Origin of the sequence: Bacillus sp. FSL H7-0578 (assembly GCF_038630855.1) — a bacterium.
In the GTDB taxonomy this organism is placed as follows: domain Bacteria; phylum Bacillota; class Bacilli; order Bacillales; family Bacillaceae; genus Bacillus; species Bacillus safensis.
Genome location: NZ_CP152045.1, coordinates 1229983 through 1256623, shown reverse-complemented (window position 1 = coordinate 1256623; position 26641 = coordinate 1229983). Strand labels below are relative to the sequence as shown.

The following is a 26641-nucleotide window of genomic DNA, read 5'->3' as shown; positions in this document are numbered from 1 at the left end:
TTTTTTCATTTTTTTCGTTTTTGTGTTATATTTTCTAACAAACGATAGGTTTTTTTCCTTCTCGTTCTATATAATATGAAGAAAAGACTTGCAGGGGTGAGTATATGACGCAGGAAGATGTATCTTATAAAGATAAAAAAGTCATTTCAATCGGGATTGTCAGTGAGCTAACAGGGCTTTCCGTCAGGCAAATCCGATATTATGAGGAACGTAAACTCATTTACCCCCAGCGCTCAACAAGAGGCACACGGAAATATTCTTTTGCAGATGTTGAACGTTTGATGGACATCGCCAATAAACGAGAAGACGGTGTGCAGACAGCTGAAATTTTAAAAGACATGAAGAAAAAAGAACAAGCGCTAAAAAGCGGACAATTTAAGAAAAAAATGCTGGAAGGCCAGATTAACGCACACTTTCGGTATAAAAATCGTTAAACAAATAACGAATCGCTTACTCTTTAATAAAAGCTTTGTTTGTATTGATTGTTGCAATTGCTTAATGAAAAAGAGACAGCAATTGCTGCCTCTTTTTTAACTAACGCACCTGTTAAGTACAACGATTTAGTGTTCATCGATTCGTTCAGGAATCGAAACGGTTCGTTCATTGATCACATTCCCCGTGTTTAGCGTCGTTTTGGGTTCAATTAATAGCAGATGAACTTCTTCTTCAGCAATTGGCTGATGTTCAATTCCTTTAGGAATCACAATAAACTCTCCTTCATTAAGAGCTATTTCACTATCCCTGAAGCGGATGACCAGCTTCCCTTTACATACAAAAAACATTTCATCCTCGTCATCATGGTGATGCCAAATGAATTCACCTTTAATTTTTACCATTTTAATGTATGAATCGTTCAATTCTCCGCTTATTCTAGGATTCCAATAATCATTTATTTGCAAAAATTTCTCTTGGACATTCGTCTTTGAAATCAATAGATTCCCTCCTCATTCATTGGTAACGTCTGTTTTATCTTTTCCTAGATAAAATTCCCTACCTCACCATCCTCCTTAGCGTCAACTCTTATATCATTAAGTTTACTTATTCCATTGGATCACGTAAAATCAAAAAATAATGTATAGTTAATCACAATTTGTGATGCAAAAAGGAGAGTTATTTTGGATATTAAATCTTTGGAAGTTTTTAAAGCCGTTGCAATTGAACAAAGCATCACAAAAGCTGCACAGAAATTAAATTATGTTCAGTCCAATGTTACTGCACGAATCCAACGTCTTGAACAAGAATTAGGTGTTCCCCTTCTCTATCGATATCATAAGAAGATATCTTTAACACCTGCAGGACGCGAACTATTGCCCTATGCAAACAAATTACTCTACGATTTCGAAGAAGCGATCGAGGCAGTAAAGCTTTCCTCTACTCCGCGGGGAACTTTACACATTGGATCTATAGAGTCCACCGCTTCTACAAGATTGCCAAAAATTTTTTCCGAATATCATAAGAATTTTCCACAAGTAGAATTGAGTATGTATATGGCACCTACAGTAGATCAGGTTCGTGCTATTCTCAACTACAAGGTAGACGGCGCATTGGTAGATGGGCCCATTCTTCATCCGGAAATTATTGAGTATCCTGTATTGGACGAATCCCTGGTCCTGATTACAAGCTACTCCTCGGAGCAATTCCAGCTAGAATCCATTTTACATGAACCATTGCTCTCGTCATTCGCACATTGCATCTATTTAGGCCGTTGGCAGCAATGGCTAGAGAGCAATGGCTATCCTCCTATGAAGGTAATGGAATATGGTACTTTAGAGGGCGTGCTTAAATGCGTTGAAAACGGGCTAGGAGTTACCGTATTACCAAAATCTATGGTTGAATCTCGGATGCAAGGCGGCTTCACCTGTCATCCATTACCAGAGCCACATAGAATAGTGCCCACTGTGTTTATAAGGCGCCGCGATTCTTACATGACCAGTGCACTGTCACACTTTATGGAGTTAATGGGTATAACGAATATGTGATCGGTACAGATAATTTTTTGTAAATAAGGTTATTTGTGATAAAAAAAAGGATAGATAGAGCCAAGTTCTGTCAGCTCTTCTATCCTTTTAAATATACTTTGACTTTTATAAAGCTTTATTTAGAGGAAGCCTCAGACCCTTCAACAACCCCTACAAAGTCAATCAGCACGCCGCCTCTTTCAGGATCTTCTTTCACCCGCAGGGCAAGCGCCTTTTTCTTCCCGGTTTTTGCATCTTCATAATTCGCGTGGAACACATGAATGCTGGCTTCTTCCAATTGAAAATCCTCATAAGAAAGCGTGTCTATGCCCCATTCTTTTTTCAGCTTCAGAATGTCGTCTGGGCTCGGGACTGCGCCTTCAACGTAGATGTCTTCCATTTTTCTTTTATTTCCTTCGGTGATGGCTTCAAGCATATGCTCTGCAGCCACTAGCCTTCGGTCTTTCCCCTCGTCCTCCCTTTGACATGCACTCAGCAAAAACATACATATCAAAACGAATAAGAATTTCTTCATGTTTCTCTCCCACCTTCTCCTTAAAATGTAAAGGATGGAAGCGCTATATGCAATCTTTATACAAAAAAAGACTGTAAAACGTCATGTTTTACAGTCTTCTTGCTACATAAGTGTATGGAGGAAAGCTGTCGCAATACCAAAATAGATGAGCAGTGATAAAATATCGTTCAATGTTGTAATCAGCGGCCCAGATGCAATCGCAGGGTCCACGTTTAATCTGTGTAAAATAATAGGCACGATCGTACCTGCCATCGTTCCAATAATCAGTGTGGCAAGCAGTGACGAACCAACAACAAATCCTAAAATCATATTTCCCTGCCACACCATTGCGACGACTGTAATAATGATGGAACAGACAATCCCAATGTAAATACTTGTTCGGAGTTCTCTAAAAATCAGGCGCATAATGGTTTTTTTCGTTAATTCTTCTTTTGAAAGTCCTCTAATGACGACCGCAAGCGACTGTGTGCCTGTATTCCCTGTCATTCCGGCAATCATCGGCATGAAGAAGGCTAAGGCGACGACTTGCTGAAGGGTATCTTCAAAGTAATTTAAAATACTGCCTGAAATCAGCCCAATGAATAAGAGCAAAATGAGCCACGGGAGACGCCGGTATGCTGCAACAAAAGCGGGCGTGTCGAACGTAATATCTTTACCAGAGGCAGCGAACTTCTCATAGTCTTCTCCTGCCTCTTGAATGACGACATCAATGATATCATCGACTGTGACGATTCCGACCAGGACATTGTTCTCTTCTACAACAGGAATGGCAAGAAAATCATACCGTTCAATCAGCTTTGCGATTTCCTCCTGATCCTGAAAAGCTCCAACGGCAATGACTCTTGTAAACATAAGATCCTGCACTTTTTCATCTGGTTCACCTAAAATGAGATCCCGGTACGACAGAACCCCTACAAGCTGCTTTTGATCATTAATGACATATAAATAGTTGATCGATTCTGCAATTTCAGCAAAGCTTTTCAGCTTTACAACTGCGTCCTGAACCGTATAGTGCTGAGGAATCCATACGTACCGGTTGGTCATGATCCGGCCTGCTGTCTCAGCAGGATAATTCATGAGAAGCTGGACGGCCTTTGATTCCTCTGCCTCCATGTTTGATAAAAGCTGATCTTTCAGCTCATCATCCATTTCATCAAACAAGTTGGCTAGGTCATCGTTATCCATTTTGTTTGTGACGAAGGTGGCTTTGTCTTTTCCTACTTTTTCAAGCACAATTTCTTGGTATTCGCGCTCAAGCTCACCCATCATTTCCGTCACATCATCGATTGTTAAAAAGCTGAGGAAACGGCCGCAGTGTTTTTCTGGAAGTTCTTTAAATAAATAGGCCATATCATATGGCTGAAGTTCTTCCATAATGTTTTTAAATTCTTTGCGTTTGCCATCTCTTAATAAAATAATGATTCTTAAAATGAGTTCATCGTACGTAATGTTCTGTATCATCGCTGTTACCTCCCCAAAGTCAGGAGATACCCGAATCCCTTAGAATGTGCGGGGTCAGGATCTCCTCTGTCTGATGCGTCAATCTGATCTTTTGACATACTCTCTATGTGTCTCGAATCGGGATGATCCATCCCCACACCTCCTTTTCTCATAAAAAAGCACCTTCAACCGAATGAAGGCGCTTTGTAAGCATGACAAAATAAACACTTGCTCCTTCAATCGTAGAGCTTTAGCACTGTATGGCATAGGATAAAATCCAGCTGCATTAAAAATCACCTTATGTCGATGATTTCTGTTGACCCATTGGCGTCTTTGGACATTTTTGGGCAGCAGCGTATCTCCATACAGGAGCCTCACCTAACGAAGTCTCATATTGTTAACACACTGAGATTACAGAAAAAGCGGAATGATGTCAATAAGCAAGATGCCAAGTATCCTTATGTATTCGCTTACTTTTCAAAAAAAGAGCGATAGACAGCTCAGCCATCGCCCTTTTCATGTCTTTTTATTCCTCTTCCGGCTGATTCATATCCTCTTGGGAGAGGAGATGAAAGGAATCATGCAAAAACAAAGCATATCCTTCTCCATCAGGATGCGGAACGTATTCCGCGTGATCCATTGTTTGCTCTTCTTCTTTTTTCTTCATATTCTCTCGCCTCCTTTCCCGTAGTTTGTCCCAATGAAAAAACCTTACACATGAAAGTGTAAGGTTTGCAGATTGTTGACAAAGGGCTAAAATGATCTTTATTTTAGCCCTTTGTCTTCTATTCAGCGTGATAGAAAACCTTTGCAGTCTAGGAAGGGCGAGCACCGGAGCGGAGCGAATTCGACATTCGTGAGCATCGGAGCGCAGACCTGACACCGAATGCGAGGGTTTGTCTACACGATGAAAACCTTACACATGAAAGTGTAAGGTTTGGTCATAGCTTAATCATCCCATTCTTGCTTCAGGATTTTGCCTGTTTTAGCGGAAATCTCAAAATCAACTTCCTCGCCGCTTGGTGTTGTGATTTCAATTTCGTAAATGTACACACCATTTTCTTTATCTAGATCAGAATCAGTGATTGTGCCTTTTACTTTTGCAAGAGCCATTTTTTCAGCCTGTTTTTTCGTGATCTTCACGTTCTGTTTCTTTTCTTTGACTGGATCATTCATCGCTTTTCCAGTTTTTGCATCGACATATACTTTATATTCAAAGCCGCCTTTTTTGATCTCGACCTCATACACCCATTTTCCTTTTTTACGCTCAAGATCCACATCATCCACATAGCCTTTCACCACTTTTAAGGCTGCTTTTTCAGCTTGTTTCTTTGAAACAAATGACGATTTCTTTTGCACGACTTGCTCGGCGTTTGCTGTTTGATTTGTATTTTGCGCTTGAAGTGTGAAACCACCTGCGACAAGAGTTCCCGTTAATGCTGTAGCTACTAGTACTTTTTTCATCATGTTCAATTCCTCCTCTGTTTGATTTCTTCTCTATCTTAAGAAAACAAGATGATAAAGGAAGGAAAGAAACATGAGAATATCATGAGAAAAGGATTAGTTTTCGTACGTAATGCCCTCAATATCCCCTGTATAGGCGTTCACAAGCACCTCCGCCTCTCTGCCGTCAGGCAAATCCAGCTCCACCTCAAATACGAGCATACCGCTGAATGTTTCAAGATCAGCATCATCCACTGTTCCGCCAACTTCTTTGACGGCAATTTGGATGGCTTCCTCGACAGTGATTTTCGTAAGCTTCTTTTCTTTAGAGGTTGGTTTTTTCTTTTCTGCTTCAAGCACCTTAAATGACTGTTTGTCGACCTCGACTTGATATAATTCTTTTTTTGATTGGATGGTAAAAATGAAACGATCTGACGTCTCTTTTTTTTGAATGACAGTTCCGCTCACCTTTTTAACAGCCGCCTCTTCTGCCTGGAGCTCAGCATTTTTTTCATTTGGCTTTTGATAGCTTTTTAACTGTCTAATTTCTTTCATTTGACCGCTTGCAGAAGATGCAATGATTTGATAGATGCCGTTTGCATTTTCCAGCGTCATTGTATAGTCCTGTTTATGATTGATTAAATCAATATGTGTAATGTTTCCATTGTAGTCTTTTGCGATCATTTTTTTCATTTCTGCTTCACTTAATATTTTTTGATCAATGGTTTGGATCATGAGCATTGCAAAGGCCGCAAGAATCACAAGACATCCTGCGAGCGCAAGCACCATTTTCGTTTTTCTAGACATGCAGCGCCTCCTTCCTATTTCCTATTTTATAAGGAGGAAATGAGAAATTGATGAGAAAAGACCCATTTATTTCTGAAAAAGAATGGTCATGGCTGTCCCTTCTCCGATACGGCTGTCTACCTTCAGCTCGGCCTCATGTTCTTCTGCAATTTGCTTCGCAATTGAAAGACCGAGTCCGGTTCCGCCCGTCTCACTGTTTCTCGCTTCATCCACACGGAAAAAGCGGTCAAAGATTTTCGGCAGATCCTCTTCTTTTATGCCAATTCCTTGATCAATCACTGAAATAAATGGCTTGTCTTCTGCCCATCCGCAGGTCACATCAACTGGCTCTCTGCTATATTTGACCGCATTATCAATTAAGATGGTCAAAAGCTGTTTGATTTTCTCTTCGTCTCCTTCTGCGATCAGCGGCTGATCTGTCTGCACATGAGATTGAATCGTTCGATTGGTAGCCACTTCAAGTGTATGACAAAGCTGCTTGCACAAATGACCAAGATCAACCGGCTTCATATCCAAGTATAACGGCTGGCCGTTTTTCGCCAATGTCAATAATTGATCTGTCAGTCTTTTCATTTTTTTCGCTTCATCATGAATCGCTTGGGAGGATTCTTCTACAACCTCTGGACGTGTTTGCCCCCAGCGTTTGAGTAAATTGCTGTAGCTCATAATGACGGTAATCGGTGTCTTCAATTCATGGGAGGCATCATGCAAAAATTGCTGTTCTTTTTCATAATGCTTCTCGAGAATCTCGGACATTTCATTAAAGGTTTGTCCCATTTGATATAGTTCATCCTTTGAATCGCCTGTTAATTCAATTCGTTTAAACGCCTTCTCTTTCATACTTGCCTTCATGGTATTCGTCATTCTGCTAATCGGCCGGACAATTTGCTTTGTTAAAACGTGGCCTGCAAAATAGGAAAGCACAATAAACAAAACGCCGGTAGCGATTAAAATCATTTTTAATAACGCTAAGTTCTCTTCCGTATTTTCGATTTCTTCATATACTTGAAGCGACATAATCTCACCATTTGTCCAAATGACCGGAATAGCAGCGAACGCAATCATATGCTTATTGTATTCTTTGATTTCTGCTGTCTGGCCAGATTCGTATGTAAAAGGCAGTGAGCTAAACGTTGATTCCTTTGTGACAGTCAGTTTTGACTCTCCCGTTTCTGTCACGACTCGGATCATACCATTTTGAGGCAGGTACGCCTTCAGCAGCTCCGAGGACGGAAGACCCTCTTCCTCTGATTTTTTTAAAGCAATGGCAATATTTTCAGCCACCTCAGACAAGCGGGACATATCTTTTTGCGTCAAGGTCATCGAAAAAATAAAATAAATGGCTGTATGAAACAAGAGCACCATTAAAAACAAAGACAACGACGTATAAAGCTGAATCTTATTTTTTAATCTCATTCTTTATCCTTTCATCACATAACCCACACCTCTCACTGTGTGAATCAGCTGTTTTTCGAATGGGTAATCGATTTTTTTCCTTAAATAACGGATATAGACATCTACCACATTTGTATCACCAAAATAATCAAAACCCCAAACCGCTGTTAAAAGCTGATCTCTTGTGAGCACTTGCTGCTGATGGTTCAGTAAGTGGACAAGCAGGTCATATTCTCTCGGTGTGAGTTCAAGCATTTGCCCAGCCCTTTGGATTTCTCTTGTTTTCTCGTTGACCGTTAAATCTGCTATGCTCAGCTCTGTCTCCTTTTCTTCTTGTGCATGTATATTCAGTCTTAGCTGCGCGCGAATTCGTGCTAATAATTCTTCTATATCAAAAGGTTTTGTTATATAATCATTCGCCCCAAGATCGAGCCCGCTTACCTTATCAGGGACACTCCCCCTTGCTGTAATCAAAATAATAGGTGTCGCTGTATTTGTCTTTCGAACCCTTCTCAGCACTTCAAGACCGCTTAACTCTGGAAGCATGACGTCAAGCAGCACCAAATCGAAGCTGTCTTCTTCAAGAGCCTGAAGGCCGTCCATTCCTGTCTCTTTGACTGTCACCTCATATCCTTCATATTCAAGTTCAAGTGACAGCACCCTAGCGATTTTCTTTTCATCTTCGACTACGAGTATCTTCCCTTTGTTCATCTCTATCTCTCCTATCTAAAAGGCAAGCTTGTCTTTCCATTATTATATGTTGCCTTTCTCATTTGGAACAGTCACAATCTTCACATCTATTTTTTTATGGAGGGAATTATTTTTGAGAAAAAACATTTAACTTGATCCTTCTTCTCAATTTGTTACTTCATCTCATTATTTTTTAGTCTGCCTCTTTTAGTTCTATTCACCCATTTTCATCTGTACAGGTGCAACCTCACTATGCAGCATTTCCTTCTTTTTCATATGATATCAAGAGTTTTCTTCAAAAGGTGAGCTCTTTCGTCAATATGTGAGGAGAACTGCACTTTTGATAATAGATTGATTATTTGAAAAATTATTACAATTGACCCTTTCCGATCAAAAGTTTCTTTTATACAATAACATTATGCAGCCTGAATCTACTTTGAAAACAAAATAAGGAGGGCTTTCTTATGAAAGGTGAAATTCGCTTAATTCCGTATGAAGTAAAAGCCAATGTGATGGAAGCGAAAGAGACGCCGGAAAGTATTCAGGAGATTAAAGCACCCGAACTTTGGTCAAGTGGCTTCAAAGGAAAAGGCATAACCATTGCTGTCCTTGATACAGGCTGTGACACAGAGCATCCCGACTTAAAAGATCAGATTATCGGTGGGAAGAACTTTACCGATGATGACGATGGAGATGCTGAAAATGTAAAAGACTATAATGGGCATGGTACCCATGTAGCAGGAACGATTGCCGCAACCGATCAAAATGGCGGAATTTTAGGGGTTGCCCCTGAAGCCAAGCTGCTCATCGTGAAAGTTCTTGGCGGTGAAAATGGCAGCGGAAAATATGAGTGGATCATTGATGGTATCAACTATGCCGCAGAGCAGAAGGTGGATATTATCTCTATGTCTCTCGGTGGTCCAAGCAATGAGCCTGCCCTGCAGGAAGCCATTCAAAATGCGGTAAAAAGCGGTGTGCTTGTTGTGTGCGCAGCAGGAAATGAAGGGGACGGGGACGAGCGTACGGAAGAGTTCTCCTACCCAGCAGCATACAATGAAGTCATTGCCGTCGGTTCTGTTTCCCTTGCTAGAGAATCCTCTGAATTTTCTAACGCCAATAAAGAAATCGACCTCGTCGCTCCAGGAGAAGACATTTTATCCACTCTCCCTAACCATAAATATGGCAGGCTCACAGGGACTTCAATGGCTGCCCCTCACGTAAGCGGTGCACTAGCAATTATTAAAAACGCCGAAGAAGAAGCGTTCCAGCGCAAGCTGACAGAGCCTGAGGTTTATGCTCAGCTTGTCAGAAGAACCCTTCCATTAAAACAGTCGAAAGCCCTTGTAGGGAATGGATTTTTATATTTAACTGCGCCTGATGTCCTTTTAGAAAAAACATTAGAAGCAGATCTTTTATCTCTATAGCTTAAATAGAGGTCCTGAGAAAAGATAGAATTTTCTCAGGATTTTTTTAATTAAAATTATTCAAAATTTACTTTGACGAAATGAAGTGAACGTTATATAATCGAACACAATAAATTCATAGTTTGAGAGTCGGTAATTCGATTACACGTCGAATTTTAATTGGGAAGACCGGTGAAAATCCGGCGCGGTCCCGCCACTGTGAGTGAGGAGAGCTTTTCTCAGGAATCCACTGTCATTAGGATGGGAAGGATGAAAAGCTTGCAGATTCACCAGCCAGGATACCAGCCGCTCTATCACATCAAACCCCCTACGGTTGATAGGAGATGTCGGAAAAGCGTCAGTGATACTCACGCCTTATTTCGCACACACATTTTGTCTTTTAAACCAGACATTTACCTCATCAATCATGATCATGAGCGTAAATGTCTTTTTATATTTAGAGGAGGAATTGGAATTGACAATTGTTAAAACAAGTAATCTAGGCTTTCCGCGCATTGGTTTAAACAGAGAATGGAAAAAAGCACTTGAGTCTTACTGGAAAGGTCAAACAGACCGCGAAACCCTCTTAAGCACACTGGATGAACAATTTTTAACTGCCATTAAAACACAAATCGATCAACAAATTGATGTTGTTCCTTCTGGAGACTTTACCTTCTATGATCACGTGCTGGATACCGCTGTTATGTTCAATTGGATTCCAGAGCGCTTCCGCAGCTTAAAAGACCCGCTAGATACATACTTCGCGATGGCAAGAGGAACAAAAGATGCCGTCTCAAGTGAAATGACAAAATGGTTTAATACAAACTATCACTACATCGTTCCAGAATACGAAAAAAGCACAGAATTTAAACTCACACACAACAAGCCGCTTGAAGCTTACGAAAAGGTGAAAAAGGCGTTTGGTGTTGAAACAAAACCGGTTGTACTTGGTCTATATACATTTGTCTCACTTTCTAAAGGTTATGAAGCAAATGAAGTGAAAGAAATCCAGCAGCGTCTAGTGCCGCTTTATACTCAGCTTTTAAAAGAACTTAAAGAAGCAGGCGTCAAATGGGTTCAAATTGATGAACCTGCACTTGTCACAGCTTCCAGTGAAGACGTAAAATCCGTAAAAGAAATTTATCAAACGATCAAAGAAGCCGTACCTGGCTTGAACATTCTTCTTCAAACATACTTTGATTCAGTAGATGCGTATGAAGAGCTTGTCACATATCCTGTTGAAGCAATTGGTCTTGATTTTGTCCATGATCAAGGGCGCAACCTTGATCAAGTGAAAAAGCACGGTTTCCCGAAAGATAAAATTTTAGCAGCAGGCGTCATTGATGGAAGAAATATTTGGAGATCAGACCTTGGCGAAAGATTATCCTTTATTTCTGAAGTCATTGCTGACGTTCAGCCGAAAGAAGTGTGGCTGCAGCCATCAAGCAGCTTGCTGCATGTGCCAGTTGCCAAACACCCAAGCGAACAGCTTGAAGAAAAACTATTAAACGGACTGTCTTATGCCACTGAAAAGCTGGCTGAATTGACATTACTAAAAGAAGGTTTAACAAAAGGAGCAGCTGCCATTGATGCTGATATTAACGAAGCAGCACAAGCACTTCTTACCTTAAAAGAGTTCGCAAAAGGAACAAATGCGGATCTAACAGCGGAACGCAACAATCTTTCATCGAAAGATTTTAAACGTCCAGCTGCCTTTGAAGAACGCCTTCGTATCCAAAACGAATCTCTTGAGCTCCCGCTTCTTCCAACAACAACAATTGGCAGTTTCCCGCAGTCTGCCGAAGTGCGCAGTGCTCGTCAAAAGTGGCGCAAAAATGAGTGGACAGATGCAGAGTATGATGAGTTTATTAAGAAAGAAACAAAACGATGGATTGATATTCAAGAAGAAATTGGTCTGGATGTGCTCGTACATGGGGAATTTGAACGTACAGACATGGTTGAATACTTCGGTGAGAAGCTAGCCGGATTTGCCTTTACAAAATTTGCTTGGGTACAATCCTATGGATCACGCTGCGTGAAGCCGCCAATCATTTATGGAGATGTAGAGTTTACAGAGCCAATGACAGTGAAAGAGACGGTATACGCACAAAGTTTAACAGAGAAAAAAGTCAAGGGCATGCTGACAGGACCTGTTACCATCTTAAACTGGTCTTTCCCAAGAACGGATATCTCTCGCAAAGACATTGCTTTCCAAATTGCTTTCGCTTTGCGTAAAGAGGTAGAAGCTTTAGAAGCAGCTGGTATTCAAGTGATCCAAGTGGATGAGCCTGCGCTAAGAGAAGGACTTCCGCTCAAAGAAAGTGATTGGGCAGAATATTTAAACTGGGCAGCAGAGTCATTCCGTTTATCTACATCATCCGTTCAAAATGAAACACAAATTCATACACATATGTGCTACAGTAACTTCGAGGATATTGTCGATACAATCGAAGACTTGGATGCTGACGTGATTACAATTGAACATTCACGCAGTCATGGCGGATTCCTCGATTACTTAGAAAAACACCCGTATTTGAAAGGACTTGGACTAGGCGTTTATGACATCCATAGCCCGCGCGTTCCATCTGTTGAAGAAATGAGCGAGATCATTGATGATGCGCTGAACGTTTGTCCAACAGATCGCTTCTGGGTGAATCCGGATTGTGGTCTAAAAACTAGACAAGAGCCTGAAACCATTGCTGCTTTGAAAAACATGGTCACAGCTGCTGAAGTCGCTCGTAAAAAGCTGGCGCAGCACGCTTAATTGAATGTCTCTCCCCTGCTGAACGCGGCAGGGGTTTTTTATGCGTAATTTGGCCTGTTCGATCTCCTGCTATGATGATTTCTTTTCTAGCATGATTCGTTTATACTAGAGAAGTCAGTCGAACAAAGGGAGGAAGACAATGAATCACGAAGATTTTTTACAACGAGCAATTGATCTTGCAGTAGAAGGAGTCAATAGTGGTACTGGCGGCCCTTTTGGAGCAGTCATTGTCAAGGATGGTCAGATTATTGCAGAGGGCAGCAACAACGTAACAACAGCAAATGATCCAACCGCACATGCTGAAGTCACAGCCATTCGAAAGGCGTGCCAGACGCTGAATACATACCAATTAGAAGACTGCACTCTATACACAAGTTGCGAGCCTTGTCCGATGTGCCTTGGCGCTATTTACTGGGCTAGACCAAAAGCTGTGTATTTTGCCGCTGGGCATCAGGATGCAGCGGATTCTGGTTTTGATGACTCATTTATTTATGAAGAAATCAACAAAGAATACGAATCAAGAAATATACCATTTTACAAGCTGACACCTCAAAAAACCCTTGCGCCATTTGAAGCATGGGAAGCATACGAACAAAAGAAAGAATATTAAAAAAGAAACACCTGCTCATCAGCAGGTGTTTCTCTTTTCAGCGTGATAGAAAACTTTTTTATTCAGCCACTTCAAGCTCTACTTCAATGTTCCCTCTTGTTGCTTTTGAATATGGACAGAATTCATGTGCAGCATGGACAAGCTCTTTCACTTTGTCATGATCATGACCTTTCGCAGATACAATTAGCTTTACGCCAAGCTTAAAGCCGCCGTCACTTTCATCTTTTAAAAGACTGACATGTCCTTCTACTTCCGATTCTATTTCTATCCCTTGCTTCTTGGCTACCTGCTCAAGTGCTCCTCCGAAACAAGCTGCATAGCCTGCTGCAAATAATTGCTCTGGGTTTGTACCAGTCTCTCCATCTTTCTTAGCGTTAGGCATGACAATGTTATGATCGAGCACACCATCCTCTGAACGAACATGTCCAGCTCTTCCATGCTGCGCCTTTACTTTTGCTGTGAATAATGGTTTCATCTTCAATCTCCTCCTCCATCTATTCATCCTTTTCACGTTCTCTTCATTTCTCAAACATTTATGGCACATTGAAGAATTTTTCATTTTTCGTCTGTATTTATTTTAAAAAGGAAGAAAATCTTATACAATGATAAGTATGACAAAAAATAGTTGGTGACTGACATGACAAATGAATTTGAACATATGAAGCTGGAAAACCAGCTTTGTTTCTTGTTATATGCAAGTTCACGAGAGATGACGAAGCAGTATAAACCGTTGTTAGAAGAATTAAACATTACGTATCCGCAATATTTGGCACTGCTTTTATTGTGGGAGCATGGAACATTAAATGTGAAAACGATGGGAGAGCTTCTCTATTTAGACTCCGGTACACTCACGCCCATGCTGAAACGAATGGAGCAAAACGGACTCATTATCCGAGAACGTTCGAAAGAGGATGAGCGGTCTGTGCAAATTCGTTTAACGGAATATGGAGAGCAGCTAAAAGAAAAGGCCACTGCGATTCCGTCTCACATGCTGACTGGGACAGGAAGATCGGAAGAAGAGCTAAAAACACTGCGTGCCTCTTTACATGAGCTTTTGCAAAATTTAACACAATCAAAAGGCTGAGGGAATGTTCCCTCAGCCTTTTATTGATATCTATTATTGTGCGACAGCTACTAGTTCTACTTCGATGTTTCCTTGAGTTGCTTTTGAATATGGGCATACGCCGTGCGCTTTATGAACAAGTTCTTCTAATGCTGACTGCTCAATTCCAGTTCCCTTTACTTCTAATTGAACACCTAGTTTGAAGCCGCCATCTGAACTGTCTTTTAATAAGCTGACATGTGCTGTTACTTCACTTTCAAAACGGATACGCTCTTGTCTTGCTACCATTTGAAGGGCTGAATCAAAACATGCAGAGTAGCCTGCTGCGAATAATTGCTCTGGATTTGTTGCTTTTTCGATTTTTTTTGCTCTTGGTGTTCCAGGCATTGCTACATCATGCTCAAGTACACCATCTGTTGAAACAACCTTACCTTCTCTTCCTCCGACAGCTGATACCGTTGCTGTAAATAAAACGTCTGACATGAATATAACCCTCTTTCTCTCCAATAATATTTCCTACAATTGAATTGTACACAATTTAAATTGTAGAGTCAATCAATAAATACTCTTTTTTAAGTTTTCCTCCTCGTTTCCTTTTTATGAGCATGTCCCGCAGAATGGTGTTTAGGCAGTAAAAAAAGCCCTTTAACAAGGGCTTTTAGATCGTGTCGTGCTGCGGATTCGGTTGTTCCAGCGTATGGTTTCTGTTATCTGGGTCGGCATTTGCTGCTGCCAGCCACAATGCCATGATGGTGATGCTTGTACAGACGACTGCCCATTTTTTAAAATTCATATAAACAATCCCCTCTCTGAATATAGATTCGAGCATGTTCCGCTTCCCCATAGAACATGGAAGATTTTTCATAATCCCCCATTTCATTATAATACTTTGCGGTATCTAATGCCAGTTCCTCTATATCTGGATATGCATAGACAGACTCTAAAAAATGGAAAATTCGTTTGATATGCTCAGCATCTCGTCTTAAATACAATGCTTCTAGAAATATGGTTTTCTGAAGATGAATGTCATCTTGAAGAGCTTCTGCTCGCTTCATACATTCTTCTCTGTAGTGTAATGCTTCTTCGTGTTTTCCTTGTTTGTATAATATCTGAGCGGCTGTATAAAGAGGGTCTATAGATCGACGAAGATGATCGGATTGATTTTGATCAAATAACGAGATGGATTCTTTCATTAATTCGAGTGCGCGGGTCAAGTCTCCCATTCGGTAATAACTGTTGCCCATATTAAACAAAGAGGAGGCAATAAAACGCACATTCTGAAACTCTCTTGATCTCGCAAGTGCTCTTTCGAGATGTGGTAATGCTTTTTCATGCCTTCTCATATCATCGTAGTTACCTGCCACAATAAATTCACACTGAATCGTGCGAAGCGCATACAGTTCATGCTGAACATAAACATCCAGCGCTAGTTTGGCATGGTGCATCGAGATATGTGTTTGTTTCATGTGATAATATATTTCTGACATTTTAAAATGAAATTCCGCACGTTCAATATCATCTGATACAAAAGAAAGCTTGTGCTCTGCCTTTTGATAAGACGATATGGCAGCAATATACTCCCTCCGCCCGAATTCATACATGCCTCTAAAAAAATGATAGTAGTATTCAAGCATGCCTGTGACATGCGTTTGATGCTCATCTATTTCTTTCGAAAGCTCGGAAAAGTTGGCGCGAAGCTTTCCTTCCTTTAATGGCTTTAAATAATCGAGCATGACTTCATGCCTAAATTCCATTAAAGAAAAATAGAGAAGCAAATTCTGATCTTCTTCCATTGAATCAAGAGAGGTGCGAATTTCCTGTTTTAACTGTTCTGCTTGTTCTGAATCAAATCTGCGGATTAATTCATACCACTTGTTGATTTTCACTCCAATATCCGAAGAGGGAATGATTTTCGCCATACGTTGCCTTCTCCAATCTTCTCAAAATATAAAACATTACCATATTTTATCATACTTGACCGGAGAAATACAAAAATGAAAGGAAAAAGAGAGCCTGTTGTCACAAGACTCTCTTTTAAATTCGTTATTCTCTTATTTGTCCTTGACCACGAATGACAAATTTTTCAGACGTTAAGGCTGGCAGACCCATTGGCCCTCTTGCATGAAGTTTTTGTGTACTAATTCCTATTTCCGCTCCATAGCCAAACTCAAAGCCATCTGTGAAACGAGTAGAGGCATTATGATAAACAGCGGCAGCATCGACAGCTGTTAAGAAAAGGGCTGCATGCTCATCGCTTTCCGTAATGATCGCTTCAGAGTGCTTAGAGCTATATGTTTGAATATGCTGAATCGCTTGTTCTATGTTTTCTACAATTTTAATACTGACGATCGGTGCTAAAAACTCCGTTGCATAGTCCTCTGCTGTCGCTAATGCAGCACTAGGAGCAAGCGCGCAAACGGCTTCATCACCGCGTATTTCTACCCCATTTGATTGAAGGGCTTCAAATAACGAAGCACCGTATGTTTTTGCCCATGTTTCATGAATGACAATGCTCTCGATCGCATTACAAACAGATGGTCTCTGGGTTTTGGCATTCAGCACAATCCGCTCAGCCATTTCGTTTTTTGCTGTTTCATCAATATAGATATGACAATTTCCTGCACCTGTCTCAAGCACCGGCACAGTTGACTCTCTCACGACAAGATCAATTAAATTCTTCCCGCCGCGCGGAATGAGGACATCCAGGTATTCATTTAAGGTGAACAGCGTTTTCGCCGTTTCACGGCCAGTATCTTCAATCAATTGCACACTGTCTACTGGAATATCCGTCGTATGAAGCGCTTCATGAATCACCTTTACAATTGCCTTATTACTATGAATAGCAGATGAGCTTCCGCGCAGAATCACAGCATTTCCAGTTTTCAAGCAAAGGGTCGCAGCATCGACTGTCACGTTTGGTCTTGCTTCATAAATCATTCCAACCGTTCCAAGCGGTACACGGACCTTTTCGATGAGCAGGCCGTTTTCTTTTTGAATGGTTTCTAACGTTTCACCAATTGGGTCTTTTAGCTGAATGAGTTGAAGGGTCGCGTCTGCAATGGCTTCAATTCTCTCTTCCGTGAGTGTGATCCGGTCAATGACAGATGGCGTGAACTGCTTTTCCTCAGCAGCCTGAACATCCTTTAGGTTCTCCTCTATTAAATAAGCTGAAGATGCTTTTAGTGCACTCGCGATGGCGTGCAGGGCAGCATTTTTTTGTTCCGTCGTTTTTAGAAGCAGCTGATCTTTGGCTGCACTTGCTTTTTTTGCTTTTTCAAGAACTTCATTCATCGTATTCCCTCCTCAGTTTTGTACATGCTGTACCCAGTGATCTCGGTGTATGACCTCAGGCTTCTCTTTTGAAAGCTCGTCACTTCGCATTCCTTTAATGCCGAGAAGCTCATCGGAGGCGTACAAGGTTTGTCCCTTACCAACTAATCCGTTTGGACCGACGACTTCTACGACTTCTCCTTTAGAAAAGTCACCAGCGACATCAATGACTCCTGCCGGAAGAAGGCTTCTGCCATTATGCAAAATCGCCGCTTCTGCTCCTGCATCAATCATGATCTTTCCAGAGACCGGTGAGTGGAATTGAATCCATTGACGACGGTTGTTCACGGCTGATAAATCCTGTTCACCGATATACGTTCCATCGCCTTGCCCCGCAAGAATGCGAAGCAGTTTGTCTTCCCCAGTGCCTGTGCCAATGAAGACTTTCACGCCAAGTGAAAGTGCCGTTTGTGCAGCAGACAGCTTCGATTTCATTCCGCCTGTTCCAACCTTTGAACCGGTGCTCTTTGCATATGAAAACAATTCTTCTGAAATGTGAGTCAGGACATCAAACCGCTTCGCCTCAGGATGCTCATTTGGATTTGCATCATAAATGCCATTGATGTCTGTTAATATAATCAATTGGTCTGCATGGATTAATCCACTGACAAGAGCTGACAGCATGTCATTATCCCCAAAGGTAAGCTCCTCGATGGAGACTGAATCATTTTCATTTATGATCGGCAAAATCTTTCTTTCCAGCAGCTCCATCATCGTTGCGTAAGCATTTCGATATCTTGTTCGATCTGAAAAGTCATTACGTGTTAAAAGCATTTGAGCAGGTGTCATGTGAAACTGTGAAAAAAGCTCTGTATATTTCTGCATTAACAAGCCCTGACCAACGGCGGCAGCTGCCTGTTTCCCCTTTAAGGTCACAGGTCTTGATGGATAGCCTAAGCTGCCAAATCCTGCTGCAACGGCTCCTGACGAAATTAAAATGATTTCATGACCTGCTTCTTTGAGCTTTGCGATGGCTCTTACATGATCCCGCATCTTTTGTTCATCAATGGCTCCTTTTTGCTCTGTTAATGAACTGCTGCCAATTTTTATGACGATCCTTTGCTTTTTCATCCTTGATTCCCTCCGCTATACCTTTAGGCACAAAAAAATCCCTTTTTCTCCTTATGTAAAGGACGAAAAGGGATTTTCCGTGGTACCACCTTCATTGAATAAGCATGCGATCTGCTTATTCCACTCAACTCCTGTAACGCCAGGCACGCGCTTAGATTTTTCCTCTAAGGCTCAAAGGGCAGGTTCAGCAGCTGTCTGCGGCAAATGTTTCAGCACATCATTTGCTCTCTTTACGCATCAGTTCCTGCTTACTATTCCTTTTCAACGCTCGTTAATTTTTTTATATTATCACCAATTGCTAAAGAAAAGTCAAGCGGTCAATTAAAGACAATCGTTTTATTCTCATGAACGATAATGCGATCTTCAAGGTGCCATTTGACAGCACGTGCAAGCACACTGCGCTCAATTGTCCGGCCAATATTTTTCAGGGCCTCCGCATCATCCCGGTGATCTACACGCTCAATATCCTGTTCAATGATCGGTCCTTCATCTAAATCATTGGTGACATAATGAGAAGTCGCACCAATTAATTTGACTCCCCGCTCATATGCCCGCTTGTAGGGGTTTGCACCAATAAATGCTGGCAGGAAGGAATGATGAATATTAATGATTTTGTTCGGATGCTCTTCAATGAATCCAGGCGTTAAAATTTGCATGTATCTGGCAAGCACAACCGCATCAATGTCGTACTTTTCTAATAAGGCGAGCTGCTCTTTTTCAGCTTCTTTGCGAATGTCTTTGTTCGCCTTTACAAAATGGAATGGGATTCCAAGCGATTCTACTGTATCTTTTGCCGTTTCATGATTGCTGATCACAACTGCGATTTCAGCCATTAAATTTCCGCTTTGCCATTCCCATAGAAGCTCATGCAGACAATGAAGCTCTTTTGAGACAAAGATTGCCAGCTTTTTCAGCTCACTTGCACGCGACATGCTCCACGTCATTTGAAATGATGCTGCGATTGGCTCAAAGCTATTTTTCAATTGATCCATATTCGCCGAGATGTCTTTCCAATCAAATTCAATTCTTAAAAAGAACCGGCCGCTTTCATGATCGGTTGTGTATTGGCTGGATTCAATGATGTTCGCTCCGTGCTCAAATAAAAAGGAAGAAACAGCTGATACAATACCAGGCTGATCCGGGCAGCTGACAAGTAATCTGCCTTTTTGCTCGTGCTTTTGTCTGTGTAATTCAAGTTTCTCTGTAATCAATGTTCTCATGTATCATGACCTCATTTACGTTTTCATTCTAATGAAATATTATACTGGACTGGAAAGAGAAAAAGCAATGAAGAGTCTATTTTTTATTGAATATTCATTCAATTTCGCACCTAGCGTGATATAATATGAGTAGACCTTTTATCACAAAAGGAGTGATGGAGATGAAAAGCATGACTTTGTTTGGTAAAGTGAGCTTTTGGCTCGGCATCGTATGTCTGATCACAGGTATTTATCTTTTTATGGCCGGTGAGAGACTCATTCCTTTACTCACATTTGGTGTCTGTTTTCTTCTAGTGAGTCAGCTTTACCGCAAAAATGAAAACGATTCCAATCATCATTCGATGTAACAAAAAAGGGCTCAAATGATTTTTATTTGAGCCCTTTTTCTACTTTTAACGCGTGATAGAAAACCTTTGCAGCCCTGACAAAGAATGCGAGGGTTTGTCTACATCGAGAGGCTGGCAGACAGATGCCAGCCTTTTCTTATTCAATGATTTTTAACCCGACCGCCGCAGATAAAATCAGTGCGATAAAGAAAATACGTTTTGCGTCCTTAGACTCACCGTAAAACAGCATGCCGACAATGGCTCCTCCAGCAGCTCCAATGCCAGTCCAAATGGCGTATGCCGTTCCCATCGGAATTGTATTCATCGCAAGAGAGAGCATGAGAAAGGACAGCGAAAATCCAGCTGCAATGAATAAAATCCATTTGACATGCCGGTCTTTCTGGAATTGATTCATCATGGTGACACAAAGCATTTCTAAAATGCCTGCACCAATAAGTAAAAGCCAGCTCATGATTCAGTCTCCCCTTTCTTTTCACCCGTGGTCAGTTTGAGCCCTAATACACCGCTTAAAAGCACCATGATTAAAAGTAATTTCACTAGCTGTACCGGCTCACCCATTACCATACCTACTATGACAGTACCTGCTGTCCCAAGTCCGGTGAAAACGGCGTAAAGTGTGCCAACTGGCAGTACAGTCGTGGCTTTCAGGAGTAAATAAAAGCTGACGACAATACAAACGATGGTTGCGGCCCACTCCAATAAAGAGTCAGCATATTTCAACCCCATCACCCAGCCGACTTCAAAGATCGCCGCAATAAAGACATTTCCCCATTTCATCTAATCCCTTCCTTTCTGAACGATTCCAACCAACAAAAAAAGCCCGGAAATCGATCGTTTGATCAAATCTCCCGGGCTTTTATCCCTCCGTGTACATACGGTCTATTGTGTAGACCTTATGTGTTTTCTCTCGGTCCAGACTGCGCCACCCGCACGGAACCCTAGAAAACCAATTCTTAATAAGCAGATCTGACTTAAAGCAGATTCTGTGTGTCAAAATTGTATCACACCCCGAAATACCGGTCTACCGCTTTGCTTGCCACACGTAAATATACTTGTTCATTTTTCGAAAGAAATTTTATGGGACCTCCGTATACTAAGGGTTAGAAACAGGTCAACTGATAAAGAAGATCTGCGGGCTGTTTCACATGCTGCGAACTGAAGGGAAACGAGCGTATATGACAATTCATTTATTTTTTATGACATTGACGATTAAGCGTAAATACAAGGACATGGAGACCGTACTTTACGAACAAGAAGTTGAAGCATTTTATGAAGAAATGAAACAGAAGCAGCTAAAATATATGAACTAAAACAGGAAGTGAAAAATGAGAAAAGAAGGAGAATGATGCTTGATTGTTATACGAGGGAGAAGGATCTATTCCGGGTACAGCAACGATCACACCGCTGATATAATAAAATCAGATTGATGTGATGAACGTTCAACTTTAGGATGATGCATTTACAGATCATCCGTTGTACTCCAAATAATGCTGAAAAACATTTTATAGAAAATTAAGAGGTGGATTCATATGATGATGACCGATGAACAAAAACATGAATTTTATCAAGCACTTGTTGACAAGAATCCGCAATATGACGGCACATTCTTTGCCTGTATTAAGACAACTGGCATCTTCTGTCATGCCACATGTACGGCCAGAAAGCCAAAATTTGAAAACTGTGAGTTTTTCTTTACAGCGGAGGAAGCACTGCTGGCAGGGTATCGCCCTTGCAAGCGCTGCACACCATTAACATACCCGAACAGCATTCCTGAAGAAGTCAAAACACTCGTTTCAGCAGTAGAAAAAAATCCTGAGAAACGCTGGAAGGAAGAGGACTTCCGCCAATTAGGGATTCACTCTGCCACAGCTCGAAGAAAATTTAAAGACATTTACGGCATGACCTTTGTACAATATGCAAGATCTCGCCGAATGGGACTTGCCTTTAAAGAAATTTTGAACGGAAAAAAAGTAATCGATCAGCAGGTCACTTTCGGCTATGAATCTTCAAGTGCCTTCAATGATGCATTTACGAAAATCATGGGAAATCCCCCTAAAAAAGCACAGATTCACATTCTCTATGCTAATTTTATTTCCACACCGATCGGGCGGATGATGAGTGTGACAGATGCCACACATGTGTATTTACTGGAGTTTATGGACAGGCGTGGACTCGAAAAAGAAATTGAAACATTAAGAAAGAAGCATCATGCCCGCATTTTAGTTGGAGAAACAAACGTCCATCAGCAATTAGCAAAGGAATTGGCCTTATATTTTGAGAAAAAGCTGACCAAGTTTACTGTACCGCTTTCTTTACATGGCACCCCATTTCAAATGAAGGTGTGGGACCAGCTCTCACGCATTCCCGCAGGCGAAACGAGATCCTATCGAGATCTAGCCACGAAACTAGGCGATCCGCATTTGGTTCGTGCCGTTGGTAATGCAAATGGTGCCAATCAATTGGCGATTATCATTCCCTGCCACCGCGTGATTCAAACAAGTGGTGAGCTTGGAGGCTACGGCGGAGGGATTGAACGGAAGAAATATTTGCTTCAGTTAGAACAGCGTGCATAAAAAAACGGCTCTGCTTATTCGGTAAGCGAGCCGTTTTCTCCGTTACGGGTGATGCTGTATACATCAATGATTTGGTCCCATTTTGAAATGTTTTTTTCTTTTTTCATGCCCATTTTTAAAGCGACCTTCACCGACGCTTCATTCTCAGGACGAATTAGGCTGACCATCCGTCTGACCTTCATTTCTTCAAATCCATAGGTAAGGCAGCCTTTTGCAGCCTCAGCAGCATAGCCATTCCCCCACGCCGCTTTCTTTAGCATATAGCCAATCTCAAGCTCGGTTTGTCCTTCAATGTTTTGCAGGACAATGCCGCTTTGTCCAAGTCGTTCATTTGTTTCTTTATCTTCAATGATCCATAGCGAGGTGTGGTACATGCGGTCATTTTTTTGATTCCATGCAATCCACTCTTTTGTCTGCTGTTCATCCTTCAAAGAAGGATAATACTTCATCACTTCTTCATCCTGGAACAGCTCGTCATATAAAAATGACGCATCATGTTCATTCATCGTTCTCAGTTTCAGGCGCTCTGTTTCAAATACTGTTCTTGTTTGAACTGTCATTGATGATCCCCCCTTTTTTACTTGCTAAAAATATCTCCGAACAATCCATTTGAATCTGGGGCAAAGTAATGGAAGCCCGCACCGGTTAAACTTGCAGCCAGCGCTGTCCACATCATTAAACTGACGGTCATCCACACCGCGACTTGCTTTCTTTTCGTTCCAAAGCTCATGCACATCAAGGCTGCTAAATGACTGCCGATGATAAAAGGTCCTATGAGTGCTAACCCAGGCAGACCGTATCGTTCCCAAATTTTTCTCGCCCGCAGCTGCTTTTTCTCTCCTTTTTCATCACCTTTTTCCTCTTTTCTTTTTAACCACCATGCTTTAAACCGGTCGACGAACACAATGAGAAGCAAGACTGTCAAAAAGTTGCCGATGAATCCAATCACAGCCGTTGTCACAGGATGCAGCCCACTTAAGATTGCGAATGGAACGACACCAATCACTTCAAAAAAAGGCAAGGCAGCCAATACAAAAACGAGTACATATCCCCATACAATATCCAAAAACAGAACCCCTTTTCATTTTTGTCCTCTCCCCATTGTAATGAAAAAGACAATTCCATTTCTACATTTTTTTAGAAAAAGAAAAGCACATCGGATAGGATGTGCTCAGTTTACATTCGTATTTTCATTTTTCTTATTTGTCCGGCGCAGTACAATGAATATAAGCCCTATGAAAATCACAATAGATAGCAGACTTTGCAGCAAAATCACACTTGGTGACGTCCAGCCAATCCATTCGAAGATGAGCTGCGGTCCGAAAAAGATAATCGGAATCAATGAAACGACATTCGCCTTTAAGATTGCATTAAATACAACGATACATAGCAGCATGAGCAAAATGACGCCCCACCTTTGACCAGAAGTAAGGACAAGTAGTGGTGTGCCGACTTTTTGATCCAATAGTTTGATTGTGACCATCGCTGTCAGCTGAAAGATTCCTAACATCCAAAAGTAGAGAAATACCCGGCTGCTTGTTTGAAAAGCGGACGCTCTAAACATCACAATGATCATGATGACATTGGCCACTAAAACGAGCGGATATCCAATCAAAGCAAACCAAGAATAGGATAAGTTTTGGCTGATTGCATCTGCTAAAATCATGTAAAAAAGCGATCCAATTAAGAAAGCACTGACGAATGGCACCCAGTCTTTATGATTCCCTGACAGCTCTTTTGCCAGTTCATCAGCATAGCCCCGCGGATCTCCACCGAACACATCCTCACCTGTTTTCCCATCTTTTTCAGCCTCAACCGCATGTGCTGTCAGTTCGTCCATCAGCTCATCGATTTCACCCTGATTTTTTCCCTTTGATATGAGATAAAGTTGCAGCTCTAGTAGAATGTGTCTTGTTTCTTTTGATACCATAATCTCACTTCCCTTTTTGTAATAAGCGGTTTACATTTTTTGAAAGCTCATTCCAGCGGTCAATAAACTCTGTGAGCGCTTGTTCTCCCGCTTGTGTGAGCGTATAGTATTTCCTTTTCGGGCCGGTCGCTGACGCTTTTGTGACGGTGGTCACCAGCTGTTCCTTTTGCATACGCAGCAAAATCGGATAGATACTGCCTTCACTTATTTGATCAAACCCATAATGCGCGAGCTTCTTCGTCATTTCATACCCATAAATTTCGCCCTCAGAAATAATCGACAGCAGGCAGCCTTCTAAAATTCCTTTTAGCATTTGTGTGGATGTTGTCATGATTGTTCCTCCGATTCCAGTACCTTGCATCACAAGATAGCTTCATCTTACCATACACTATCTTGCCATGCAAGATACTGACACAGAAAAAAATCACCGCTTAAAGGGTGATTTTTACGCCCAAGGCTTATCTGTCCCAAGTGCGTCAGCAAGCGCCTTACTATGCTTTCGGCGGCTTTTTCTTTCCTCTGCCCGCTGCTTCGCTGTTTGATGAAGCATGATCTCTTCCTCTGTTTCCGGCATCACCTGCGGGACTCGTTTAGGCTTTCCGTTTTCATCTAATGAGACAAATGTCAGAAATGAAGTTGCTGCGAGTCTGCGCTCTCCAGACATCAAGTTTTCTTTAATGACTTTGACGAACACTTCCATAGAAGACGTGCCCACCCATGTGACATAGGATTCCAAGCATACGGACTCCTTTTGTCCAATCGGCTCTAAAAAGTCAACAGAATCCATTGAAGCTGTGACCGTTTCACTGCGGCTGTGTCTTGCAGCCGAGATGGAGGCAATGTCATCTATATAACTCATTAATTTCCCGCCAAATAACGTTTGGTGGTTATTCGTATCGAGAGGGAACACCCTGCTGGTTTTAACAACTTTCGATTCCTTGCAGTATTTGAAATTTTCTTCACTCATCATCATAGCTCCTTCTTGCTGTTTTCGTGGATGCGGAACGACTTTTATTAAACACTATTCTTTTAGGTTTGTCTAAACTTTTAGCTTTAGTCTTATGTGAGAGATTTTCTTTCGGAAATGTTTCAACCATGGCTAGAAGAAGGAATAATAGAACTATGAATGAACAAGGAGGCCATTTGATGGATTCTATGAGAGCAGAGCAATTATACAAAATGCCGCAATGCATGAGTGAATACGACGATTTAGAAGAAGTTCTTTTATGCAGTCCTATTTATATGGAAATCAAACAAATTATTAACGAAACCCAGAAACATTTTGCGAAAGAAAATATTTCTCAAATGAAAGCAGTCGCTCAGCATAAGCAATTGATCCAAACCCTTAAAGAGAATCAAGTACGGCCCATCCTGCTCCCGGCGAATGACCGCTTCCCTGAGCAAGTCTTCACTCGGGATATTGGGTTTACGATTGGACATACATTGTTTGTTTCAAGTATGGCCGCTCCGGTTCGGCAAGGGGAAGAACAATACCTAAAAGAATGGGCACACGCAAAAGGGTGGTCAGCTGTCACTTTGACAGACGGAACGATTGAAGGCGGCGATGTGCTTGTGGATCAGAACCGTGTGTTTGTTGGCACGAGCAAAAGAACTAGTCCAGCCGCTATCTACCAGCTCAAAAAGGAGCTGCCGGATCATGACATCATTCCGATTCACCTTCCTCCTCACATTTTGCATCTTGATTGTGTGATGAATATTCTGTCTCATGACGAGATCATCATTTATCCTGAAGCGTTTAAGCAAAAGGATCTCCAGCTGCTCAAAACGTATTATGATTTGATTGAAATCAGCGAACAAGAGCAATTCACACTTGGACCAAATGTTTTATCCATTGGGCAGAAAAAAGTGATCAGCCTGCCCAGCAACCAAGAAACAAATGCTTTATTAACCGCTCACGGGTACACCGTTATTAAAGTGGACTTTTCGGAAATTATTAAATCTGGCGGCTCTTTCAGATGCTGTACATTGCCTATTCGGCGTTCATCCACTAAAAAAGCCAGCATGTAGAACAGTTTGTCTACTTGCTGGCTTTTTATCGGGC

General features: G+C 41.5%; 32 protein-coding genes, 3 riboswitches and 1 other annotated feature. Of the genes, 10 read left to right on the top strand and 22 right to left on the bottom strand.

Features of this window, described 5'->3' with window-relative positions:
* Positions 1 to 104: 104 nt before the first annotated feature.
* A complete protein-coding gene (locus MHB41_RS06380) occupies positions 105 to 434 on the top strand; it encodes a MerR family transcriptional regulator (protein ID WP_024424656.1) in 330 nt (109 codons plus the stop codon).
* Between the two features lie 126 nt (positions 435 to 560).
* Here the strand turns inward: MHB41_RS06380 and MHB41_RS06375 are convergent, their stop codons facing one another.
* Complete coding sequence (locus MHB41_RS06375) at positions 561 to 932, bottom strand: cupin domain-containing protein (protein ID WP_211042860.1); 372 nt, start codon at positions 930 to 932, stop codon at positions 561 to 563.
* Between the two features lie 183 nt (positions 933 to 1115).
* Here MHB41_RS06375 and MHB41_RS06370 point away from each other — a divergent pair, with 183 nt between their 5' ends.
* Positions 1116 to 1979 (top strand): LysR family transcriptional regulator, encoded by an 864-nt coding sequence (locus MHB41_RS06370; protein ID WP_340898853.1) that lies wholly within the window; start codon positions 1116 to 1118, stop codon positions 1977 to 1979.
* Between the two features lie 115 nt (positions 1980 to 2094).
* Here the strand turns inward: MHB41_RS06370 and MHB41_RS06365 are convergent, their stop codons facing one another.
* From MHB41_RS06365 to MHB41_RS06335, 7 genes are all read right to left on the bottom strand, one after another.
* Positions 2095 to 2493 carry a membrane lipoprotein lipid attachment site-containing protein gene (locus MHB41_RS06365; protein ID WP_211042864.1) on the bottom strand — a complete coding sequence of 133 codons (399 nt, stop codon included), beginning with the start codon at positions 2491 to 2493 and terminating at the stop codon, positions 2095 to 2097.
* A 102-nt stretch (positions 2494 to 2595) separates the two neighbouring features.
* On the bottom strand, positions 2596 to 3954 hold the full coding sequence (gene mgtE, locus MHB41_RS06360) for a magnesium transporter (RefSeq protein ID WP_342502610.1): 1359 nt from the start codon (positions 3952 to 3954) through the stop codon (positions 2596 to 2598).
* A 207-nt stretch (positions 3955 to 4161) separates the two neighbouring features.
* Positions 4162 to 4326: riboswitch (M-box (ykoK) riboswitch) on the bottom strand.
* 133 nt (positions 4327 to 4459) lie between these two features.
* Positions 4460 to 4600, bottom strand: a complete 141-nt coding sequence (locus MHB41_RS06355) for a hypothetical protein (protein WP_003212346.1) — start codon at positions 4598 to 4600, stop codon at positions 4460 to 4462.
* Positions 4601 to 4881: 281 nt separating this feature from the next.
* A complete protein-coding gene (locus MHB41_RS06350; RefSeq protein WP_211042866.1) occupies positions 4882 to 5400 on the bottom strand; it encodes a PepSY domain-containing protein in 519 nt (172 codons plus the stop codon).
* Between the two features lie 93 nt (positions 5401 to 5493).
* Positions 5494 to 6183, bottom strand: coding sequence for a PepSY domain-containing protein (locus MHB41_RS06345; protein WP_034281514.1), 690 nt, complete (start codon positions 6181 to 6183; stop codon positions 5494 to 5496).
* Positions 6184 to 6249: 66 nt separating this feature from the next.
* Positions 6250 to 7599 carry an ATP-binding protein gene (locus MHB41_RS06340; protein ID WP_034281513.1) on the bottom strand — a complete coding sequence of 450 codons (1350 nt, stop codon included), beginning with the start codon at positions 7597 to 7599 and terminating at the stop codon, positions 6250 to 6252.
* 3 nt (positions 7600 to 7602) lie between these two features.
* Positions 7603 to 8289, bottom strand: coding sequence for a response regulator transcription factor (locus tag MHB41_RS06335; protein WP_034281512.1), 687 nt, complete (start codon positions 8287 to 8289; stop codon positions 7603 to 7605).
* Between the two features lie 443 nt (positions 8290 to 8732).
* Here MHB41_RS06335 and MHB41_RS06330 point away from each other — a divergent pair, with 443 nt between their 5' ends.
* From MHB41_RS06330 to MHB41_RS06320, 3 genes are all read left to right on the top strand, one after another.
* On the top strand, positions 8733 to 9692 hold the full coding sequence (locus MHB41_RS06330; RefSeq protein ID WP_024424648.1) for a S8 family peptidase: 960 nt from the start codon (positions 8733 to 8735) through the stop codon (positions 9690 to 9692).
* Positions 9693 to 9805: 113 nt separating this feature from the next.
* A riboswitch (cobalamin riboswitch) is annotated at positions 9806 to 9997 on the top strand.
* A 149-nt stretch (positions 9998 to 10146) separates the two neighbouring features.
* On the top strand, positions 10147 to 12435 hold the full coding sequence (gene metE, locus MHB41_RS06325; protein WP_046310735.1) for a 5-methyltetrahydropteroyltriglutamate--homocysteine S-methyltransferase: 2289 nt from the start codon (positions 10147 to 10149) through the stop codon (positions 12433 to 12435).
* 139 nt (positions 12436 to 12574) lie between these two features.
* Positions 12575 to 13045 (top strand): nucleoside deaminase, encoded by a 471-nt coding sequence (locus MHB41_RS06320; protein WP_034281510.1) that lies wholly within the window; start codon positions 12575 to 12577, stop codon positions 13043 to 13045.
* A gap of 58 nt (positions 13046 to 13103) precedes the next feature.
* Here the strand turns inward: MHB41_RS06320 and MHB41_RS06315 are convergent, their stop codons facing one another.
* Positions 13104 to 13520, bottom strand: coding sequence for an organic hydroperoxide resistance protein (locus MHB41_RS06315; RefSeq protein WP_034281509.1), 417 nt, complete (start codon positions 13518 to 13520; stop codon positions 13104 to 13106).
* A gap of 162 nt (positions 13521 to 13682) precedes the next feature.
* Between MHB41_RS06315 and MHB41_RS06310 the strand changes: the two genes are divergently transcribed.
* Positions 13683 to 14129 (top strand): MarR family transcriptional regulator, encoded by a 447-nt coding sequence (locus tag MHB41_RS06310; protein ID WP_024424644.1) that lies wholly within the window; start codon positions 13683 to 13685, stop codon positions 14127 to 14129.
* A 33-nt stretch (positions 14130 to 14162) separates the two neighbouring features.
* Here MHB41_RS06310 and MHB41_RS06305 read toward each other — a convergent pair whose 3' ends face one another.
* From MHB41_RS06305 to purU, 6 genes are all read right to left on the bottom strand, one after another.
* On the bottom strand, positions 14163 to 14591 hold the full coding sequence (locus MHB41_RS06305) for an organic hydroperoxide resistance protein (RefSeq protein WP_041116420.1): 429 nt from the start codon (positions 14589 to 14591) through the stop codon (positions 14163 to 14165).
* Between the two features lie 175 nt (positions 14592 to 14766).
* The gene (locus tag MHB41_RS06300; RefSeq protein ID WP_024424642.1) at positions 14767 to 14901 is read right to left on the bottom strand and encodes a hypothetical protein; all 135 of its coding nucleotides are present in this window, start codon (positions 14899 to 14901) and stop codon (positions 14767 to 14769) included.
* Positions 14891 to 16027, bottom strand: coding sequence for a Rap family tetratricopeptide repeat protein (locus tag MHB41_RS06295; RefSeq protein WP_046310731.1), 1137 nt, complete (start codon positions 16025 to 16027; stop codon positions 14891 to 14893). Before MHB41_RS06295 ends, MHB41_RS06300 begins: the two co-directional genes overlap by 11 nt.
* Before the next feature lie 124 nt (positions 16028 to 16151).
* Positions 16152 to 17399 carry a glutamate-5-semialdehyde dehydrogenase gene (locus MHB41_RS06290; RefSeq protein WP_034281506.1) on the bottom strand — a complete coding sequence of 416 codons (1248 nt, stop codon included), beginning with the start codon at positions 17397 to 17399 and terminating at the stop codon, positions 16152 to 16154.
* A 12-nt stretch (positions 17400 to 17411) separates the two neighbouring features.
* On the bottom strand, positions 17412 to 18509 hold the full coding sequence (proB, locus tag MHB41_RS06285) for a glutamate 5-kinase (RefSeq protein WP_034281505.1): 1098 nt from the start codon (positions 18507 to 18509) through the stop codon (positions 17412 to 17414).
* 55 nt (positions 18510 to 18564) lie between these two features.
* Positions 18565 to 18783: a binding site (T-box leader), on the bottom strand.
* A 43-nt stretch (positions 18784 to 18826) separates the two neighbouring features.
* Complete coding sequence (purU, locus tag MHB41_RS06280) at positions 18827 to 19729, bottom strand: formyltetrahydrofolate deformylase (RefSeq protein WP_120207186.1); 903 nt, start codon at positions 19727 to 19729, stop codon at positions 18827 to 18829.
* Positions 19730 to 19890: 161 nt separating this feature from the next.
* On the opposite strand from purU, the gene MHB41_RS06275 reads away from it, so the two are divergent.
* Positions 19891 to 20076 (top strand): hypothetical protein, encoded by a 186-nt coding sequence (locus MHB41_RS06275; protein WP_024424637.1) that lies wholly within the window; start codon positions 19891 to 19893, stop codon positions 20074 to 20076.
* Between the two features lie 136 nt (positions 20077 to 20212).
* Here MHB41_RS06275 and MHB41_RS06270 read toward each other — a convergent pair whose 3' ends face one another.
* Together MHB41_RS06270 and MHB41_RS06265 are read right to left on the bottom strand one after the other, a co-directional pair.
* The gene (locus MHB41_RS06270; protein ID WP_024424636.1) at positions 20213 to 20527 is read right to left on the bottom strand and encodes a multidrug efflux SMR transporter; all 315 of its coding nucleotides are present in this window, start codon (positions 20525 to 20527) and stop codon (positions 20213 to 20215) included.
* Positions 20524 to 20853, bottom strand: coding sequence for a multidrug efflux SMR transporter (locus tag MHB41_RS06265; protein ID WP_041116412.1), 330 nt, complete (start codon positions 20851 to 20853; stop codon positions 20524 to 20526). Before MHB41_RS06265 ends, MHB41_RS06270 begins: the two co-directional genes overlap by 4 nt.
* A gap of 66 nt (positions 20854 to 20919) precedes the next feature.
* Positions 20920 to 21029, bottom strand: a riboswitch (guanidine-I (ykkC/yxkD leader).
* Between the two features lie 222 nt (positions 21030 to 21251).
* Between MHB41_RS06265 and MHB41_RS06260 the strand changes: the two genes are divergently transcribed.
* Complete coding sequence (locus MHB41_RS06260; RefSeq protein ID WP_073204910.1) at positions 21252 to 21386, top strand: YrzI family small protein; 135 nt, start codon at positions 21252 to 21254, stop codon at positions 21384 to 21386.
* A gap of 219 nt (positions 21387 to 21605) precedes the next feature.
* The gene (locus MHB41_RS06255; RefSeq protein WP_025092309.1) at positions 21606 to 22649 is read left to right on the top strand and encodes a trifunctional transcriptional activator/DNA repair protein Ada/methylated-DNA--[protein]-cysteine S-methyltransferase; all 1044 of its coding nucleotides are present in this window, start codon (positions 21606 to 21608) and stop codon (positions 22647 to 22649) included.
* Between the two features lie 14 nt (positions 22650 to 22663).
* On the opposite strand, the gene MHB41_RS06250 is transcribed toward MHB41_RS06255, so the two are convergent.
* The 5 genes from MHB41_RS06250 to MHB41_RS06230 all read right to left on the bottom strand — a co-directional run bounded on the left by MHB41_RS06250 (position 22664) and on the right by MHB41_RS06230 (position 25546).
* Positions 22664 to 23209 (bottom strand): GNAT family N-acetyltransferase, encoded by a 546-nt coding sequence (locus tag MHB41_RS06250; RefSeq protein ID WP_340898865.1) that lies wholly within the window; start codon positions 23207 to 23209, stop codon positions 22664 to 22666.
* Between the two features lie 17 nt (positions 23210 to 23226).
* Positions 23227 to 23715, bottom strand: a complete 489-nt coding sequence (locus tag MHB41_RS06245; protein ID WP_025092307.1) for a small multi-drug export protein — start codon at positions 23713 to 23715, stop codon at positions 23227 to 23229.
* Between the two features lie 105 nt (positions 23716 to 23820).
* Positions 23821 to 24579 (bottom strand): hypothetical protein, encoded by a 759-nt coding sequence (locus tag MHB41_RS06240; protein WP_280149647.1) that lies wholly within the window; start codon positions 24577 to 24579, stop codon positions 23821 to 23823.
* Positions 24580 to 24583: 4 nt separating this feature from the next.
* Positions 24584 to 24910: a PadR family transcriptional regulator gene (locus MHB41_RS06235; protein ID WP_024424630.1), complete on the bottom strand. Its 327-nt coding sequence runs from the start codon at positions 24908 to 24910 to the stop codon at positions 24584 to 24586.
* A 114-nt stretch (positions 24911 to 25024) separates the two neighbouring features.
* On the bottom strand, positions 25025 to 25546 hold the full coding sequence (locus tag MHB41_RS06230; RefSeq protein ID WP_008346212.1) for an acyl-CoA thioesterase: 522 nt from the start codon (positions 25544 to 25546) through the stop codon (positions 25025 to 25027).
* 179 nt (positions 25547 to 25725) lie between these two features.
* On the opposite strand from MHB41_RS06230, the gene MHB41_RS06225 reads away from it, so the two are divergent.
* Positions 25726 to 26607 (top strand): dimethylarginine dimethylaminohydrolase family protein, encoded by an 882-nt coding sequence (locus MHB41_RS06225; protein ID WP_340898867.1) that lies wholly within the window; start codon positions 25726 to 25728, stop codon positions 26605 to 26607.
* Positions 26608 to 26641: the final 34 nt, after the last annotated feature.

Bases quoted from the DNA above. Each gene is read 5' to 3' on its own strand.
- MHB41_RS06260 (WP_073204910.1), top strand. From the start codon at position 21,252: ATGACAATTCATTTATTTTTTATGACATTGACGATTAAGCGTAAATAC.
- MHB41_RS06225 (WP_340898867.1), top strand. From the start codon at position 25,726: ATGGATTCTATGAGAGCAGAGCAATTATACAAAATGCCGCAATGCATG.
- MHB41_RS06365 (WP_211042864.1), bottom strand. From the start codon at position 2,493: ATGAAGAAATTCTTATTCGTTTTGATATGTATGTTTTTGCTGAGTGCA.
- MHB41_RS06330 (WP_024424648.1), top strand. From the start codon at position 8,733: ATGAAAGGTGAAATTCGCTTAATTCCGTATGAAGTAAAAGCCAATGTG.
- MHB41_RS06355 (WP_003212346.1), bottom strand. From the start codon at position 4,600: ATGAAGAAAAAAGAAGAAGAGCAAACAATGGATCACGCGGAATACGTT.
- MHB41_RS06295 (WP_046310731.1), bottom strand. From the start codon at position 16,027: ATGGCGAAAATCATTCCCTCTTCGGATATTGGAGTGAAAATCAACAAG.
- MHB41_RS06305 (WP_041116420.1), bottom strand. From the start codon at position 14,591: ATGTCAGACGTTTTATTTACAGCAACGGTATCAGCTGTCGGAGGAAGA.
- proB (WP_034281505.1), bottom strand. From the start codon at position 18,509: ATGAAAAAGCAAAGGATCGTCATAAAAATTGGCAGCAGTTCATTAACA.
- MHB41_RS06275 (WP_024424637.1), top strand. From the start codon at position 19,891: ATGAAAAGCATGACTTTGTTTGGTAAAGTGAGCTTTTGGCTCGGCATC.
- MHB41_RS06230 (WP_008346212.1), bottom strand. From the start codon at position 25,546: ATGAGTGAAGAAAATTTCAAATACTGCAAGGAATCGAAAGTTGTTAAA.
- purU (WP_120207186.1), bottom strand. From the start codon at position 19,729: ATGAGAACATTGATTACAGAGAAACTTGAATTACACAGACAAAAGCAC.
- MHB41_RS06310 (WP_024424644.1), top strand. From the start codon at position 13,683: ATGACAAATGAATTTGAACATATGAAGCTGGAAAACCAGCTTTGTTTC.
- MHB41_RS06255 (WP_025092309.1), top strand. From the start codon at position 21,606: ATGATGATGACCGATGAACAAAAACATGAATTTTATCAAGCACTTGTT.
- MHB41_RS06235 (WP_024424630.1), bottom strand. From the start codon at position 24,910: ATGACAACATCCACACAAATGCTAAAAGGAATTTTAGAAGGCTGCCTG.
- MHB41_RS06380 (WP_024424656.1), top strand. From the start codon at position 105: ATGACGCAGGAAGATGTATCTTATAAAGATAAAAAAGTCATTTCAATC.
- MHB41_RS06340 (WP_034281513.1), bottom strand. From the start codon at position 7,599: ATGAGATTAAAAAATAAGATTCAGCTTTATACGTCGTTGTCTTTGTTT.
- MHB41_RS06320 (WP_034281510.1), top strand. From the start codon at position 12,575: ATGAATCACGAAGATTTTTTACAACGAGCAATTGATCTTGCAGTAGAA.
- MHB41_RS06290 (WP_034281506.1), bottom strand. From the start codon at position 17,399: ATGAATGAAGTTCTTGAAAAAGCAAAAAAAGCAAGTGCAGCCAAAGAT.
- MHB41_RS06265 (WP_041116412.1), bottom strand. From the start codon at position 20,853: ATGAAATGGGGAAATGTCTTTATTGCGGCGATCTTTGAAGTCGGCTGG.
- MHB41_RS06335 (WP_034281512.1), bottom strand. From the start codon at position 8,289: ATGAACAAAGGGAAGATACTCGTAGTCGAAGATGAAAAGAAAATCGCT.
- MHB41_RS06350 (WP_211042866.1), bottom strand. From the start codon at position 5,400: ATGATGAAAAAAGTACTAGTAGCTACAGCATTAACGGGAACTCTTGTC.
- MHB41_RS06345 (WP_034281514.1), bottom strand. From the start codon at position 6,183: ATGTCTAGAAAAACGAAAATGGTGCTTGCGCTCGCAGGATGTCTTGTG.
- mgtE (WP_342502610.1), bottom strand. From the start codon at position 3,954: ATGATACAGAACATTACGTACGATGAACTCATTTTAAGAATCATTATT.
- MHB41_RS06250 (WP_340898865.1), bottom strand. From the start codon at position 23,209: ATGACAGTTCAAACAAGAACAGTATTTGAAACAGAGCGCCTGAAACTG.
- MHB41_RS06270 (WP_024424636.1), bottom strand. From the start codon at position 20,527: ATGAGCTGGCTTTTACTTATTGGTGCAGGCATTTTAGAAATGCTTTGT.
- MHB41_RS06240 (WP_280149647.1), bottom strand. From the start codon at position 24,579: ATGGTATCAAAAGAAACAAGACACATTCTACTAGAGCTGCAACTTTAT.
- MHB41_RS06300 (WP_024424642.1), bottom strand. From the start codon at position 14,901: ATGAATTTTAAAAAATGGGCAGTCGTCTGTACAAGCATCACCATCATG.
- MHB41_RS06315 (WP_034281509.1), bottom strand. From the start codon at position 13,520: ATGAAACCATTATTCACAGCAAAAGTAAAGGCGCAGCATGGAAGAGCT.